Here is a 14,297-nt window from a genome sequence, read left to right on the forward strand (position 1 = left end):
GTGCCTACTGCGCCGGATGTGAAGGCAAATCCGGCATTGGCACCCAGCGGGGCAATTCATCCGGAGAAACCGAGACATGCAGCTTCTCTGACCGGTCCTTGCCCACCCTGCGATGCTTGCGCAGCAGGAAAATCTTGCCCCAGCCGCGCCATGTTCCGACGGACGGGGCGGACGTATCGGTGGGATACCGATCTCTCCAGCCGTCTGGCAAAGGGAGACCATGCAACTCGGCCTTGTCCAGCATCCATATCAGGGAAATGTTACTGAGAGGGCGCGCTTCTTCGAACCCGTTGAGTTGTCCGCCGACATCGCCATGTGTTCCGCGAAACCAGACCTGTTCGACATGGCCCTTGAAATCGGGGGTACACTTCCACAGGACCGGCTCGAACACTTCGCGTGTCTCGTCCAGACCCATCGCGTGATAGCCATGGCGAGTTGCCGGGCCGAGTTGATGGCTGTGAAAGGAATGACGCTCCTCAGCCCAACGCCAGAGCAGTGGCAGGCGCAAGCCCAACGCTTTGACCGTATCCCAAACGCCGATCATCTCGATGGCGACGTCTTCGTGGCAGAATTTCCGGCGGAAATCGCGCGCTGCTGTTCCGCTGGAGTTGCATTCGTAGTGGCGATAGGCCTGTTTGATGTTCCGCTCGGTGGCATGTTCAGCTTTGAGCAACCCGATCATGTCGATAACCCCTGCCAGGCTTCGTACCCCGTAGGCGCCACGCGAGTATCCGATGAAATAGATACGGTCCCCCGGTTTGTAACGCGAGGCGAGATAGCCATAGGCGCGGCGGATTTGGCGGTTGATACCCCGCCCCATCATAACGTCCAGCGAGGATTTCCAACTTTCCCATTGAACGCCGGACTCGTAGAAGACCGAAACTTGGCTGCCCATCTCCCGACACAGGCGATAGGCTTGGCCTGCATGGGTCTCATACCCCGGTTCCAGAGTGGACATGGTGCCGTCGAGTATGATGACGTGGCTGATCGGGTCGCGGTGCAGCGCCTCGGCAGAATGCTCGGAACGCAGAGGCCGTCCGAGCCATCCCAGAACCTTTTTACTCAGCTGCGACAGAACCATACGTCAGCAATTCCCATGTTTTGTGAGGCGTGAAAGGCATATCTGCCTGCCGCACCCCGTGATCCCAGAGCGCATCCTGAACCGCGTTTGCTACAGCGGCCAGCGCGCCCACGGTGCCAGCCTCGCCACATCCTTTCATACCCATCGGATTAGAGGTTGACGGAACGGGCGCCGAGGTAAACTTAATCATGGGTATGTCAGCCGCGCGGGGCAAGGCGTAATCCATGAACGAAGCCGTGAGCAGTTGCCCGTCGGCATCATGCACGACGTGCTCATTCAGCGCTTGCCCGATACCCTGTACGACACCGCCATGCACCTGTCCTTCAGCCAACATCGGATTGATAAGATTGCCGAAATCATCCACCACGGTGTAACGATCCACCTTCACCTCGCCAGTGTAAGAATCGATCACGACTTCGGCAACGTGGGCGCCATTTGGATAGCTGCGCGCATCCAGATTCGCGCGGGCCTCGTGCTGTAACAGATCGGTACGACCATCGGTGCGGGCCATATCCGCTGCTTCAGTCAAGGTGGGCGTCAGGTTCGAACCCGGTGCACGGAAGGTTTCATGATCGAAACGCACATCTGCCTCCTCCACACCCATTTTATCAGCCAGATAAGGCGTGAATGCGGCGATCATCTTGTCAATCATGGCCAGAGTTGCGGTGCTCTGCACCGTGACCGAACGCGACCCGCCGGTCCCTCCGCCATGGGCCAACCTGTCAGTATCGCCCTGAACCACTGTAATCCGGTCGACCGGGATACCTGTCTGGTCGGACAAAAAATGGGTATAGACAGTTTCGTGGCCCTGCCCGTTCGATTGAGTGCCGACATAGATGTTCACCCTACCGTCGTCGCAAAATTCGATCTTTGCATTTTCTGAAGGGTCACCCAGAATGCTTTCGATATAGTAACAAAGCCCCCGCCCCCGAATCAGACCTTGTTCCGCATCTGCGGCTTTGCGGGCAGCAAAGCCCTTGGTCTGATCGCCCGCGCGGCTCAACACCATATCAAAGTCGCCTACGTCATAAGTCTCCCCAGTGGCAGTTTTGTACGGGAACTTCTCAGGGCGGATAAAGTTCTTGCGGCGCAATTCCCAAGCGTCAACGCCAAGTTCACGTGCAGCGCGGTCCATGACCCGTTCAAGGACATAGATCGCCTCGGGCCTGCCCGCGCCGCGGTAGGCATCGACCTGCGTTGTGTTGGTGTAGAAGCCTTCAACGCGCAGATAGGTGGTCTGCACGTCATAGGCGCCCATCAGGACCTTGCTGAAAAGGTCGGTCTGGATTGCCTGCCCGAAATGGCTGTTGTAGGCCCCTAAGTTGACTTTGCTGTGGACGCGGTATGCAGTGATCTTGTGGTTTTCATCGAAGGCCAGCTCTGCCAATGAAGTCAGGTCGCGACCATGGTGATCGGACAGCATCGCCTCGGTCCGGTCGGACATCCAGTGAACCGGCTGGCCCAGCTTCATCGCAGCGACTGCGACACAGAAATACTCGGGGTACGGCATCACCTTCATGCCAAACCCGCCACCGACATCCGGGGTGGTAACGCGCAGAGCCTTCGGGTCCAGTTTCAGTTTCTGCGCCAATTGCGCTTTCATCGCCCAAACGCCCTGACCACCATATGCGAAACGCAGTCGCCCGTCTGACCAATCGGCTTGGCAACCGCGCGGTTCGATCGAGTTGATGATCACTCGGTTATCCAGAACATTTAGCGAGACGGTATGGGCAGCGGCGTGAAAGGCTGCCTCGGTCGCGGCCTCGTCGCCCAGCCCCCAGTCAAACGCTCGGTTGTTTGGGGCTTGTTCATGCAGGGGCTCTCCGCCCGGTGCCACGTTGATCTTGGCGGGCAGGTCGCTGGCGTCCATCCAGATCAGCTCTGCCGCATCATGGGCCTGAGCCCGTGTGTCGGCAATGACCACGGCCACCGGCTCACCTACAAAACGGACGCGCCTTTTGGCCAGCATGTGCCGCTCTGGCGCAGCGCCTTTGGATCCGTCCCGATTGGGCACCACGGTGGCATTCATCACCGTGTCAATGCCTGCTGCTGCCAGATCATCAATCGCCATGACCAGACGCACACCTTCAGCTTCGCGCGCGGCATCCAGATCCAGCGAAGTGATTTCTGCGTGCGCAACCGGACTACGAAAGAACACTGCATGCAAAGCACCTATGGGCACAGCATCATCCATGTATTGGCCCTGCCCCGTCAGAAAACGCTGGTCTTCGGTCCGTGGGACCGACTGGCTTTTGCCAAATTTTTTCATTGCCTGATCCTCTGACTGCCCACCGACGCGAAACTAGCCTCCAGCAAATTGATGTCCAGCGCCTTGCACAAATGAAAAAGGCCACGTGCGTGTCGCAAACAGCATAGCTGTATCAGAAAAACGTTCCGTAGACTGATCGTGTGGTTCAGCCTGACGGAGGTTTCATGACACGCCCAATTGCCCTGACGAATGGCCGGTTGACGCGCGATCAGATCGACGCCTACTGGGAAAACGGCTTTGTCTTCCCGGTAAACGTGTTCGATAAGTCCGAAGCGGCCACTCTGCGCGCTGAGTTCGAAGACATCGAACAAACATGGGGCGAGGAAGATCTGCCCCTGCCGCTCAATATGTACAAACGTGTGAACGCACATGTGGTTATGCCGCTGGTGGCCCGTATCGCTCTGGATTCACGGATTCTGGATGTGGTCGAGGGGGTGCTGGGGCCGGACCTGCTGCTTTGGTCAGCTGAGTTGTTTATCAAGGAACCGCACTCGACGCATGTGGTGGGCATGCACCAGGATCTGACCTATTGGGGTATGGGTGAGACGCCGGATCAAGTGACCGCGTGGATTGCGCTGTCCCCAGCCACAACGGAAAGTGGCTGCATGGATTTCGTGAAAGGCAGCCACAAGAACCCGATCCTGCCGCATATTGATACATTTTCCGACAACAACCTGTTATCGCGAGGGCAGGAAGTGGCGGTCGAAGTGGCCGAAGATGAGAAAACTCACATCGAATTGCAACCTGGACAGATGTCGCTGCATCACGGGCTGACGATACACGGGTCCGGGCCTAATTTGTCAGATGATCGACGGATCGGCCTGGCGGTCCGTTACCTGAACCCGAATGCTCAGCAGATGATTGCGGACCGCGACTATGCCGTTGCAGCACGTGGAGAAGACCGGAGCGGGAATTTCATACATATCCCCGTGCCCGACGAATTGTTCTCGTCTGAGGCGCTGAATCTGCACGAGCGCATTCGGCAGGATCAAGCCAAAGCGCTAGCCGAGGGCGCACAGGACAAAACCCGCCTGTATGAGGTCATTTCGTCAGGCAATCGCTGAATCTGTCGGGATAAGTCGCTGTGGTCGGGCGCAGACCCTTCCCCTTCCTGCGCGCATTCGCTATTGCAGGCGCTGACCCGAAATCGTTGACGCAGGACGCACCCCATGGCGATGGAAAAGACATTCAACGCGGCCGAGGCCGAGGCCCGCATCTATCAGGCCTGGGAAGAGGCCGGAGCCTTTAAGGCAGGCGCGAACAAATCGCGCGACGAAAGCTTTACCATCATGATCCCGCCACCCAACGTGACGGGTGCCTTGCATGTGGGTCATGCCTTCAACAACACCCTGCAGGACATTCTGACTCGCTGGCACCGGATGCGCGGCTTCGACACGCTGTGGCAACCCGGTCAGGACCACGCGGGCATCGCCACGCAGATGCAGGTGGAAAAGATGCTCGCCGCAACCCAGCAGCCTGGACGGCGTGAGCTGGGCCGCGAAGCATTCCTCGACAAAGTTTGGGAATGGAAAGGCGAATACGGCGGCACGATCATCGAACAGCTGAAACGTCTGGGCTCGTCCTGCGACTGGTCGCGCAATGCATTCACCATGGCAGGCGCGCCACGTGACCCGCGCACAGGGCACGAAAATTCAGCGAACTTCCATGATGCGGTGATCAAGGTCTTTGTTGAGATGTACAACAAGGGCCTAATCTATCGCGGCAAACGTCTGGTCAACTGGGACCCGCATTTTGAGACCGCGATCTCGGACCTTGAGGTCGAAAATATCGAAGTCGCGGGCCACATGTGGCACTTCAAATACCCGCTGGCCGGTGGCGAGACCTATACTTACGTCGAGAAGGACGAAGATGGGAATATCGTGCTTGAGGAAGAGCGCGACTACATCTCGATCGCGACCACTCGACCCGAGACTATGCTGGGTGACGGCGCGGTTGCCGTTCATCCCTCGGACGAGCGTTATGCACCTATCGTCGGCAAGCTGTGTGAAATACCGGTCGGTCCCAAGGAACATCGGCGCCAGATCCCTATCATCACCGACGAATACCCCGATCCCGATTTCGGCTCGGGCGCGGTGAAAATCACCGGGGCGCACGATTTCAATGACTATGGCGTCGCCAAACGTGGCAACATCCCCTGCTATCGCCTGATGGACACAAGCGGCCACATGCGCGCAGATGGGGCACCTTACGCCAACGAGGCCTACAAGGCAGGGCAGTATGCACGCGGTCAGTCCTTTACCGAAGGCGAGATCGACGCAATCAACCTTGTACCAGATCACCTGCGGGGTTTGGACCGGTTCGAGGCGCGAACTAAGGTTGTAGAAGAGATTACCAGCGAAGGTCTGGCTGTCATGACCCGTGCGGATGACGTGCGACTGGGTTCGACCGCTCTGAAACCTGATCATGAGGGCGCGAACAATGCGGTGCCGCTGGTCGAATCCAAGCTGATCATGCAGCCCTTTGGCGATCGCTCAAAAGTTGTGATCGAACCGATGCTGACCGATCAGTGGTTCGTCGATGCCGAAAAGGTTGTTGGCCCGGCGCTGGACGCGGTCAAAGATGGCACGGTCAAGATCATCCCAGAATCTGGCGAGAAAACCTATTACCACTGGTTGGAAAACATCGAACCCTGGTGCATTTCGCGCCAACTGTGGTGGGGGCATCAGATCCCGGTCTGGTATGGCCTTGATCTGTCTGCAGAAGATTTCAAGGATGACGAGAACGATGGCGACCTTGATTTGGTCGAACTTGGCCGCCTTCTGAACGAAGGCGGCATGCTGCACCGTGGCAATGTCATGGAATGTGCCTCGAACTTCGACGCCGTTGTCGAGAAATTCCTGGACGACAACGCCAACATACCCAGCCCGCTGAGCCACGCGACGGTTATCGAAGTCGCAGACAAGCAGGAAGCAATCCATCAGTTTGCGGAAAGCCTCGCTCAATATGCAGTCGAACAGGATCCGACCAAGCTGGTCTATCCGGTCTGGCGCGATCCCGACGTTCTTGACACGTGGTTCTCTTCCGGCCTCTGGCCCATCGGTACACTGGGCTGGCCTGAGCAGACCGAGGAGCTGAAGCGCTACTTCCCGACCGACGTTCTGATCACCGGGGCGGATATCCTGTTTTTCTGGGTCGCCCGGATGATGATGATGCAACTGGCCGTGGTGAACGAGATTCCGTTCCACACTGTCTACCTGCACACGCTCGTCCGCGACGAGAAGGGCAAGAAGATGTCCAAGACCACCGGCAACGTCATCGACCCGTTGGAGATCGTGGACGAATTCGGAGCCGACGCGCTGCGCTTTACCAACGCATCAATGGCGGCGATTGGTGGCGTGCTGAAACTGTCCAAAGAACGCATCACCGGCTATCGCAATTTCGGCACCAAACTGTGGAACGCCGTCCGGTTTGCCGAGATGAACGAAGTCTTCACCGACGCCGTTCCGCAACTGGACGTGGCCGACCTGAACCCCAAGGCCGCCGTGAACCGCTGGATCATCGGCGAAACCGCCCGCGTGCGGGAAGAAGTTGACGCGGCGCTGGAAAGCTATCGCTTCAACGACGCCGCCAACGGTCTTTATGCCTTTGTTTGGGGCAAAGTCTGCGACTGGTACGTGGAACTGTCCAAGCCGCTGTTGCAGGGCGACGACGCCGAAGCACAGGCCGAAACCCGCGCCACCATGCGCTGGGTACTGGATCAGTGCATGGTCTTGCTGCACCCGATCATGCCTTTCATCACCGAAGAGCTGTGGGGCCTGACCGGCAACCGCGCCAAGATGGTCGTCCACGCAGATTGGCCAGCCTATGCCGCCGCAGATCTGATCGACGCGGAAGCAGATCGTGAGATGAACTGGGTGATCTCGGTGATCGAAAACACCCGCTCGGCGCGCGCGCAGATGCGGGTTCCGGCGGGCCTCTATGTGCCAATGCTGGTGACTGAAATCGACGCACACGGACAAGCCGCATGGGATCGCAACGAAGCGTTGATCAAACGGCTGGCACGGATCGACAGCCTGACCAAGGCGGATGATCTGCCCAAAGGTACCATCTCGATCGCCGCGCCCGGAGCCTCCTTCGGATTACCGCTAGCGGATATCATCGACATCGGCGCCGAAAAGGAACGGTTGGAAAAGGCCAAGGGTAAGCTGGCCAAGGAGCTGGGCGGCCTGCGCGGGCGCTTGAACAACCCGAAATTCGTGGCCTCGGCCCCGGAAGAAGTTGTGGCAGAGGCCAAAGCCAACCTTGCCGCCCGCGAGGAAGAAGAAGCAAAACTAAACGAGGCTCTTGCGCGTCTGGAAGAAATCGCCTGATCTATTTCACGTAACAACAGAAATTCCGAACCCCGCCACTTCTACGTCGGCGGGGTTTTGTTTTGGGCCAGTCATTTGCCCCTGTTCACAGCCGCTTGCGGTTGTTAGCAAGTGCGCGTGGCAACACCCGAGGACCTGATGGCGCAGACATTTCCACCGATGCATACTGTCTCAACCGGGCTGGTCGTAGCAGTTGTCGGGTTCTTCAGTTCCTTTCCGATTGTCCTGCAAGGGCTGGCCGCCATGGGCGCGTCCCCAGCTGAATCGGCCTCGGGCCTGATGATGGCGGCAATTGCCATGGGGCTGGCCGCAATCGTTCTCAGCCTTTGGCACCGTCAACCTATCAGCGTCGCATGGTCCACGCCGGGTGCTGCACTGCTGGCAGTTTCGGCGACACCGGCCGAGGGGTTCTCAGGCGCAATCGGCGCGTTCCTGTGCGCGGGGGCGCTAACCGTCATCGCCGGGCTGTGGCGCCCTCTCGGACGGCTGGCAGCCGCAATTCCGACGACACTGGCGCAGGCGATGCTGGGCGGTGTCTTGCTGCCGCTGTGCATCGTGCCGTTTAAAGCAGCCGCCGAGTTACCGTGGCAGGCCCTTCCCGTGATATTGACCTGGTTCATCGCAGGACGGTTCAACCGCTTGTTAGCAGTTCCGGCTGCGGTGGTTGCTGCCGCACTGGCCGTCATCTTCAGTGCGGGCGACGCTTCGGTACGTCCGGCACAGTACTTGGCCGCCCCGGTCTGGACGATGCCCAGTTTCTCACTGGCCTCGGCTATCGGATTGGGCATACCGTTGTTTATTGTCACCATGGCGACCCAGAACATCCCCGGCATCGCGGTGATGCGCAGCTTTGGCTACACACCCAACCCCGGCAAGCTGTTCTCGTCGGTCGGTGGGGCCAGTATCCTGTCCGCCCCGTTCGGCGCTCCTGCAACCTGTCTGGCCGCTATCACGGCTGCAATGTGTTCGAACGAGGACAGCCACCCGGATCCGACCCAGCGCTATTGGTCGGCGATTATGGCAGGAGTGTTCTATTGCCTGTTCGGTGTTTTTGCCGTTGCAATAACCGGCTTTGCCACGCATGCCGACCCATTGCTGATGGGAACTCTCACTGGCATCGCGCTGATTGGCGTGATGGCAAACGCCACCTTTGCGGCACTGGAGGTTCCTGCTGAACGCGAGGCCGCCATCCTGACCTTTGCGATCACTGCTTCTGGTATTACAGTCTTTGGGCTTGGCGCTGCAGTCTGGGGGTTGGCGGCGGGCGGAATTGCCTATCTTGTCACCATGCGAGTTCGTTGAGCACTATCACCAGCCACAACGTTGAAGTATAATGCAATCATGCTTGGATCACTGGGAAAACTGATCGAACGCCAGATCAAAAAGGCGCAGGCTGAAGGCCAACTGGAGGGGCTGGAGGGCGAAGGACAACCCCTGCCCGACCGTTCATCCGAGGCTCAGACCGATCCCGCGCTGGCGGCAGGTCACAGGATCATGGCCCAGGCCGGAGTTCTGCCCGAGGAGTTCCAGATCAAGAAGGAGCTGGATGCCGCCCGAAAACACTATGCGAACCTCAGTGATCCCGAGGAACGCAAGGCCACGATGGCACGGCTGGCCGATCTTGAGATGCGGTACAATATGGCACGCGACGCAAGGCGGGCCTTTATGCGGTAGCCGTGCTCAGCACAAATTCAGACTGGTCAACTTCCAGAGGTTCATTGCAAAACCCCCGAAACCATTAACAAGACGCCAGATTTTTCCCCATAAATCGCGAGTTCGATGGCCTCTGCCTGGTCAGAGCTATGGGTGCTTTGAATTACGGATTTATTGGCCAGCAGAGAGCTTTTGGTTAGGGTTTTCATTGCCGATTGCACGTCGCGTGCCCTTGCGAGGAAGAGTGAGATCGGCAAACCCACGCAATGCCTGTCCTGAGGTCTGCGGCCTGAGTTCCTGAAAATATCCCACCGCTTCTGAAGGTTCGCCGGCTACGAACTGGTAGGTCACCATTGCCATGGTCGCTCTTTCGCCACGCTCGACCTTTGTATTCTCATACACAGTCAAGAAGGCCGGGTCGCCGGTCAGTGTGCGACCGTCAAGCAAATCCACTTTGGAATATTCATCCAGCTCAACCAAATTCTCGAAATTGGATTTCAGCTTTTGCAGGTCATCAAATGAGGGCCCACCGAATTCGTAAATCCGTTCATACGCTGAATTCCTGACCGTTTCCAAATCTTCAATCAGGTCCTCGTCGGCGAGGAATTTTAGGTATTCCTCGACAAGCTCCGGCAATCCGACGGAAAGCGCCGTTATTTCCGGCGGCCGTCCAAATTTTTCCAGCTCCTGATCAAACAAGTCGCGGGTGCGACTAATATCCTCGACGCCCGCCATGACTCCGTTGATCCATAGCATTTCCTCTGCTGTTCCGACAGCACCACCTGAACTATGGCGTCCAGCTTGTCGCGTTCCTGTTTCAGAACAGCTGGGTTGATGTTTCCGATGGCTTGCCCGGTCGCCAGCGATGCCCGGAGTTGCAATGGAAAGGAAAAAGCCTGCGCCAAATGCCGCCAAACTATTCGTTTTGTGCGTTATTTCGCACACATTTACTTGCTACGGTAATGACAGCAATTTCACCGCGCCTGTCGCAGCCTGTCAACTACAGTGAGCGGGGAAAGATGTGCAACATCAAACAGTAACACGTCAAAAGGGGACGCTGTTATTTGAATTCGGGCCTTCGACCCTGCAATTGGGCAGCAATGACTTCCAACTGATCCGGCTTACCGATCAGTTCGACTTGTTCGGCAGATTCCTCCAAAAGCACGTCGGCGCGGGATTTCACCTCAGCGACTTCGATCACGCGCTTCGCTGCGCGAATGGCCGAGGGGCTTTTGCCAGCAATATCTTCAGCCAAAGCCCATGCCTCGGTGAGCGGATCGTCCGAAAGCTTCGTGACCAACCCCCATTCCGCCGCCTGAGCCGCTCCGATAGGTCTCGCAGTATAGGTTAGTAGGCGCAGGATATCGGACCGCACCAGTTTTGGCAGCAGGACCATGCCGCCCATGTCCGGGATGATGCCCCATTTCATCTCCATCACTGCGAGTTTGCTTTCGGGATGTGCAATACGGATATCAGCCCCCAGCGCGATTTGCAGACCGCCGCCATAGGCCACGCCCTGAATGGCGCAGATCACCGGAACCGGAATTCGCCGCCAGATCAGGGCGAGTTCCTGCATCTCATTGGCATCTTCGTGGCTACGCGTCATCAGCCATTCGGTCGGGTCTATATGGGCCATCTTGGCAAAACTCGCCATATCCAGCCCAGCGCAGAAGCTTTTACCCTCGCCCGACAGTACTACGGCCCGGGCATCCGAGGCCTCGACTTCTTGCCCGGCGGACAGCAGCGCCTTGATCATGGCGTCATCCAGCGCGTTCATCTTGTCGCCCCGGGTCAATGTTACGTGGGCTATGTGGTCCTTGTAATCGACAGATACGCGCGCCATGCGGGCCTCCAAGATCCTGTTTCTGCAACCATGCCCTGAAAGGTGGTGGCAGTTCCACTGCGACGTCAGGGCAGATCGACTAACGGGGCGCTTGCCCAACCCTGCCCACTGCGCTTATCTGCGCATATGACCGATCCGCGCTACACCCCGCTTGCCCATTCCCTGCCTGCCACGGTTCCGTTTGTCGGCCCGGAAACGCAAGAGCGCCAACGCGGTGCGCCATTCAAGGCACGGCTGGGTGCGAACGAAAGCGTGTTTGGCCCGTCGCCCTGTGCGATTGAAGCGATGCGCCAAGCTACTGGCGACATTTGGATGTATGGTGACCCAGAGAACCACGATCTGCGCCAGGCACTGGCGAAATACCATGGTGTTGCATCCGAGAATGTTGTGGTTGGAGAAGGGATCGACGGTTTACTGGGCTATCTGGTTCGGCTGATGGTTGGACCGGGTGATGCGGTCGTGACCTCAGAGGGCGCTTATCCGACTTTCAACTATCACGTGGCGGGATTTGGCGGCACGCTGCATAAGGTCCCGTATTCCGGCGATCATGAAGACCCCGACGTACTGTTTGCCAAAGCGGCCGAGGTCGGTGCCAAGCTGGTTTACCTCGCCAATCCCGACAACCCGATGGGCAGTTGGCATCCCGGTGCGGATATCGTGGCTGCTATGGAAGCCCTGCCAGACGGATGCCTGTTGGTACTGGACGAAGCCTATGTGGAATGTGCCCCCGACGGAACCGCGGCCCAGATCGAAGCCGATGACCCGCGTGTGATCCGAATGCGGACATTTTCCAAAGTTTACGGCATGGCCGGTGCTCGGGTGGGTTATGCAATCGGTGCGCCGGGGCTGATTTCGGCTTTCAACAAGGTTCGTAATCACTTTGGCATGAACCGGGCGGCGCAGGTCGGGGCATTGGCTGCGTTGCAGGATGAGGAATGGCTGGCTCAGGTTCAGACCCGAATTGTTCATGCACGGGAACGGATCTGCCGGATCGCGCAGGAAAATGGATTGGATCCCTTGCCTTCGGCCACCAACTTCGTGGCCATAGATTGTGGGCGGGATGGGGATTTCGCCAAGACGGTGCTGGAGGCGCTAGTGGAACAGGGCGTGTTCGTCCGAATGCCGTTCGCCGCGCCACAAAATCGCTGTATCCGGATAAGTTGCGGAACTGAGGCCGATCTGGACGCGTTTGCCGCCGCCCTTCCGACAGCGCTGGCGACGGCACGACAGCAGATCTAGTCCTGTTCGGCCAATACAGCGGCAGCCGCCTCAAGAGCGCCTGGCCCACGTGGGACATTCAGCACCGCCATGGCAGTCTCGGTCCCACCCAGCATAGCCATCACCATCTGCCCGTTCACATGCCCCATATGGCCGAGGCGGAAGCAGGAATCCCAGTCCTCCATGCCCAGACCGATACCCAAAGTCAGCCCCAGATTGGCCTCGGTATATTCACGCAGAAGCGTACCGCGACCATCCGTCAGCCTCAGGGCGGTAACTGCGTGACTGCGGTAGGCGCGATCGGCAACGTTCAGGTGTAACGCGCCACCTTCGGCCCAGACCTCGCAGGCGGCCCAGACCGCCTTGGCCAGACGCGCGTGGCGGGCCCAGACATGGTCGATGCCTTCGGCGTGGATCAGGTCCAGCGCCGCGCGCAGCCCGTAAAGGTGGTGTGTGGGCGCGGTACCGCCAAAATACTGGTAGAACAGATCGGGATTTGTCCTGGTTTGCCAATCCCAGTACCGCGAGACTCTCGGCATCGCAGCCCGCTTGGCCTGCGCTTTTTCATTAAAGAAAACAAACCCTGTTCCTGCCGGGGTCATCAACCCTTTCTGGCAGGCGGAAACGGTGACATCGACGCCCCAGGCGTCCATTTCAAACCGGTCGCAGCCCAGCGAGGCAATACAATCGGCCATCAGCAACGCCGGGTGGTTCAGTTCGTCCAGCAAAGCCCGCAGCGCCGGGATGTCGTTTCGGATCGAGCTGGAGGTATCTACGTGGACGGCTAGAACAGCCTTGATCTGATGGGCGTTGTCCGCCTGCAACACCTCGGCGATCCGGTCGAAATCCCACGCCGAGGACGTCCCGAAATCGATCAGCTCCGCTTTGGCTCCGATCCCTTCGGCCATCTCGGCCCAGCCGTGGGTAAAACGACCGGAAGCCGGAGCCAGAACGGTCTCACCCGGGGCGATGACGTTGGAGAGCGCGGCCTCCCACGCTCCGTGGCCGTTGGCGATGTAAATCGCAACGTTGTGTTCGGTCCTTGCCACGCGGCGCAGATCGGCCGTCAACGCGGGCATCATGTCGATCAGCTCGCCATCATAGATGTTGGGCGACGGTCGGTGCATCGCTTGCAGCACTACATCGGGCATGACGGACGGGCCCGGAATTGCCAGATACTCGCGCCCCTGCGCGAGAGAAATGCGGTTTGTCATGGGGTCAACCTGTTTGAATTGTCGCCCACCCTAGCGCGTGACCGGGCGGCGTCAATCCATCAGCTGAGCAGCCTCGCGGGCAAGTTTTTCGATCCCGGGCCAGTTGCCATCCTGCACCATCTGCTTGGGCGCAACCCAGCTGCCACCCGCACAGACGACGTTGGACAGTGACAGGTAATCGCGTGCGTTGGACGGAGATACCCCGCCCGTAGGACAGAATGTGATCTGTGGCAAAGGCGCACCGATCGCTTTCAACGCGGGTGCACCGCCCGAGGCCTCGGCCGGGAAGAACTTCAACATGTCATAGCCTTGTTCCAGCAGGCGCATCGCCTCACTGGCCGTGGCAGCGCCAGGCAACAGGGGCAAGCCCTCGGCCTCGCAGGCAGCGATCAAGGTGTCCGTCGCGCCAGGAGAGACACCGAACTGAGCGCCAGCCTCTTTTGCGGCACGGACATCTTCAGGCGTGACAAGCGTGCCTGCACCTACGACACCACCGGGCACTTCGGCCATCGCGCGGATCGCATCCAGAGCCGCCGGGGTCCGCAAGGTGACCTCCAACGCGGGAAGACCACCGGCAACCAATGCTTCGGCCAACGGCCGTGCATGTGTCGCGTCGTCCACGACTAGAACCGGGACGATGGGCGCAAGGGCACAGATTTCACGAGTGCGCTGGGTTTTGGCGGACATG

At 58.8% G+C, this 14,297-nt stretch carries 11 protein-coding genes; 5 read left to right on the forward strand and 6 right to left on the reverse strand.

Annotated features, from left to right (window positions below; all coding sequences use genetic code 11):
- Positions 1-4: 4 nt before the first annotated feature.
- Positions 5-1,081 (reverse strand): DUF2235 domain-containing protein, encoded by a 1,077-nt coding sequence (locus AC2TCY_RS11615; RefSeq protein WP_480847616.1) that lies wholly within the window; start codon positions 1,079-1,081, stop codon positions 5-7.
- Positions 1,059-3,350 carry a xanthine dehydrogenase family protein molybdopterin-binding subunit gene (locus tag AC2TCY_RS11620; protein WP_480847617.1) on the reverse strand — a complete coding sequence of 764 codons (2,292 nt, stop codon included), beginning with the start codon at positions 3,348-3,350 and terminating at the stop codon, positions 1,059-1,061. The genes AC2TCY_RS11615 and AC2TCY_RS11620 overlap by 23 nt, the downstream gene beginning before the upstream one ends.
- A 164-nt stretch (positions 3,351-3,514) precedes the next feature.
- On the opposite strand from AC2TCY_RS11620, the gene AC2TCY_RS11625 reads away from it, so the two are divergent.
- From AC2TCY_RS11625 to AC2TCY_RS11640, 4 genes are all read left to right on the forward strand, one after another.
- Positions 3,515-4,414 (forward strand): phytanoyl-CoA dioxygenase family protein, encoded by a 900-nt coding sequence (locus AC2TCY_RS11625; protein WP_480847618.1) that lies wholly within the window; start codon positions 3,515-3,517, stop codon positions 4,412-4,414.
- Positions 4,415-4,519: 105 nt separating this feature from the next.
- On the forward strand, positions 4,520-7,681 hold the full coding sequence (locus tag AC2TCY_RS11630; protein WP_480847619.1) for a valine--tRNA ligase: 3,162 nt from the start codon (positions 4,520-4,522) through the stop codon (positions 7,679-7,681).
- A gap of 117 nt (positions 7,682-7,798) precedes the next feature.
- A complete protein-coding gene (locus AC2TCY_RS11635; protein ID WP_480847620.1) occupies positions 7,799-8,983 on the forward strand; it encodes a benzoate/H(+) symporter BenE family transporter in 1,185 nt (394 codons plus the stop codon).
- 39 nt (positions 8,984-9,022) lie between these two features.
- Complete coding sequence (locus tag AC2TCY_RS11640; protein ID WP_480847621.1) at positions 9,023-9,355, forward strand: DnaJ family domain-containing protein; 333 nt, start codon at positions 9,023-9,025, stop codon at positions 9,353-9,355.
- A gap of 150 nt (positions 9,356-9,505) precedes the next feature.
- On the opposite strand, the gene AC2TCY_RS11645 is transcribed toward AC2TCY_RS11640, so the two are convergent.
- Together AC2TCY_RS11645 and AC2TCY_RS11650 are read right to left on the reverse strand one after the other, a co-directional pair.
- Complete coding sequence (locus AC2TCY_RS11645; RefSeq protein WP_480847622.1) at positions 9,506-10,069, reverse strand: hypothetical protein; 564 nt, start codon at positions 10,067-10,069, stop codon at positions 9,506-9,508.
- A 325-nt stretch (positions 10,070-10,394) separates the two neighbouring features.
- Complete coding sequence (locus tag AC2TCY_RS11650) at positions 10,395-11,177, reverse strand: crotonase/enoyl-CoA hydratase family protein (protein ID WP_480847623.1); 783 nt, start codon at positions 11,175-11,177, stop codon at positions 10,395-10,397.
- Positions 11,178-11,303: 126 nt separating this feature from the next.
- Between AC2TCY_RS11650 and AC2TCY_RS11655 the strand changes: the two genes are divergently transcribed.
- Complete coding sequence (locus tag AC2TCY_RS11655) at positions 11,304-12,416, forward strand: pyridoxal phosphate-dependent aminotransferase (protein WP_480847867.1); 1,113 nt, start codon at positions 11,304-11,306, stop codon at positions 12,414-12,416.
- Here AC2TCY_RS11655 and AC2TCY_RS11660 read toward each other — a convergent pair.
- Together AC2TCY_RS11660 and AC2TCY_RS11665 are read right to left on the reverse strand one after the other, a co-directional pair.
- Positions 12,413-13,609 carry a pyridoxal-phosphate-dependent aminotransferase family protein gene (locus AC2TCY_RS11660; protein WP_480847624.1) on the reverse strand — a complete coding sequence of 399 codons (1,197 nt, stop codon included), beginning with the start codon at positions 13,607-13,609 and terminating at the stop codon, positions 12,413-12,415. The two genes, AC2TCY_RS11655 and AC2TCY_RS11660, sit on opposite strands and share 4 nt — an antisense overlap.
- A gap of 51 nt (positions 13,610-13,660) precedes the next feature.
- Complete coding sequence (locus AC2TCY_RS11665; protein WP_480847625.1) at positions 13,661-14,296, reverse strand: bifunctional 4-hydroxy-2-oxoglutarate aldolase/2-dehydro-3-deoxy-phosphogluconate aldolase; 636 nt, start codon at positions 14,294-14,296, stop codon at positions 13,661-13,663.
- Between the last annotated feature and the right edge of the window lies 1 nt (position 14,297).

It is taken from the genome of Ruegeria sp. HKCCD7181, from assembly GCF_057221055.1.

Bases quoted from the DNA above. Each gene is read 5' to 3' on its own strand.
- AC2TCY_RS11630 (WP_480847619.1), top strand. From the start codon at position 4,520: ATGGCGATGGAAAAGACATTCAACGCGGCCGAGGCCGAGGCCCGCATC.
- AC2TCY_RS11640 (WP_480847621.1), top strand. From the start codon at position 9,023: ATGCTTGGATCACTGGGAAAACTGATCGAACGCCAGATCAAAAAGGCG.
- AC2TCY_RS11660 (WP_480847624.1), bottom strand. From the start codon at position 13,609: ATGACAAACCGCATTTCTCTCGCGCAGGGGCGCGAGTATCTGGCAATT.
- AC2TCY_RS11665 (WP_480847625.1), bottom strand. From the start codon at position 14,296: ATGTCCGCCAAAACCCAGCGCACTCGTGAAATCTGTGCCCTTGCGCCC.
- AC2TCY_RS11655 (WP_480847867.1), top strand. From the start codon at position 11,304: ATGACCGATCCGCGCTACACCCCGCTTGCCCATTCCCTGCCTGCCACG.
- AC2TCY_RS11615 (WP_480847616.1), bottom strand. From the start codon at position 1,081: ATGGTTCTGTCGCAGCTGAGTAAAAAGGTTCTGGGATGGCTCGGACGG.
- AC2TCY_RS11620 (WP_480847617.1), bottom strand. From the start codon at position 3,350: ATGAAAAAATTTGGCAAAAGCCAGTCGGTCCCACGGACCGAAGACCAG.
- AC2TCY_RS11650 (WP_480847623.1), bottom strand. From the start codon at position 11,177: ATGGCGCGCGTATCTGTCGATTACAAGGACCACATAGCCCACGTAACA.
- AC2TCY_RS11625 (WP_480847618.1), top strand. From the start codon at position 3,515: ATGACACGCCCAATTGCCCTGACGAATGGCCGGTTGACGCGCGATCAG.
- AC2TCY_RS11645 (WP_480847622.1), bottom strand. From the start codon at position 10,069: ATGGCGGGCGTCGAGGATATTAGTCGCACCCGCGACTTGTTTGATCAG.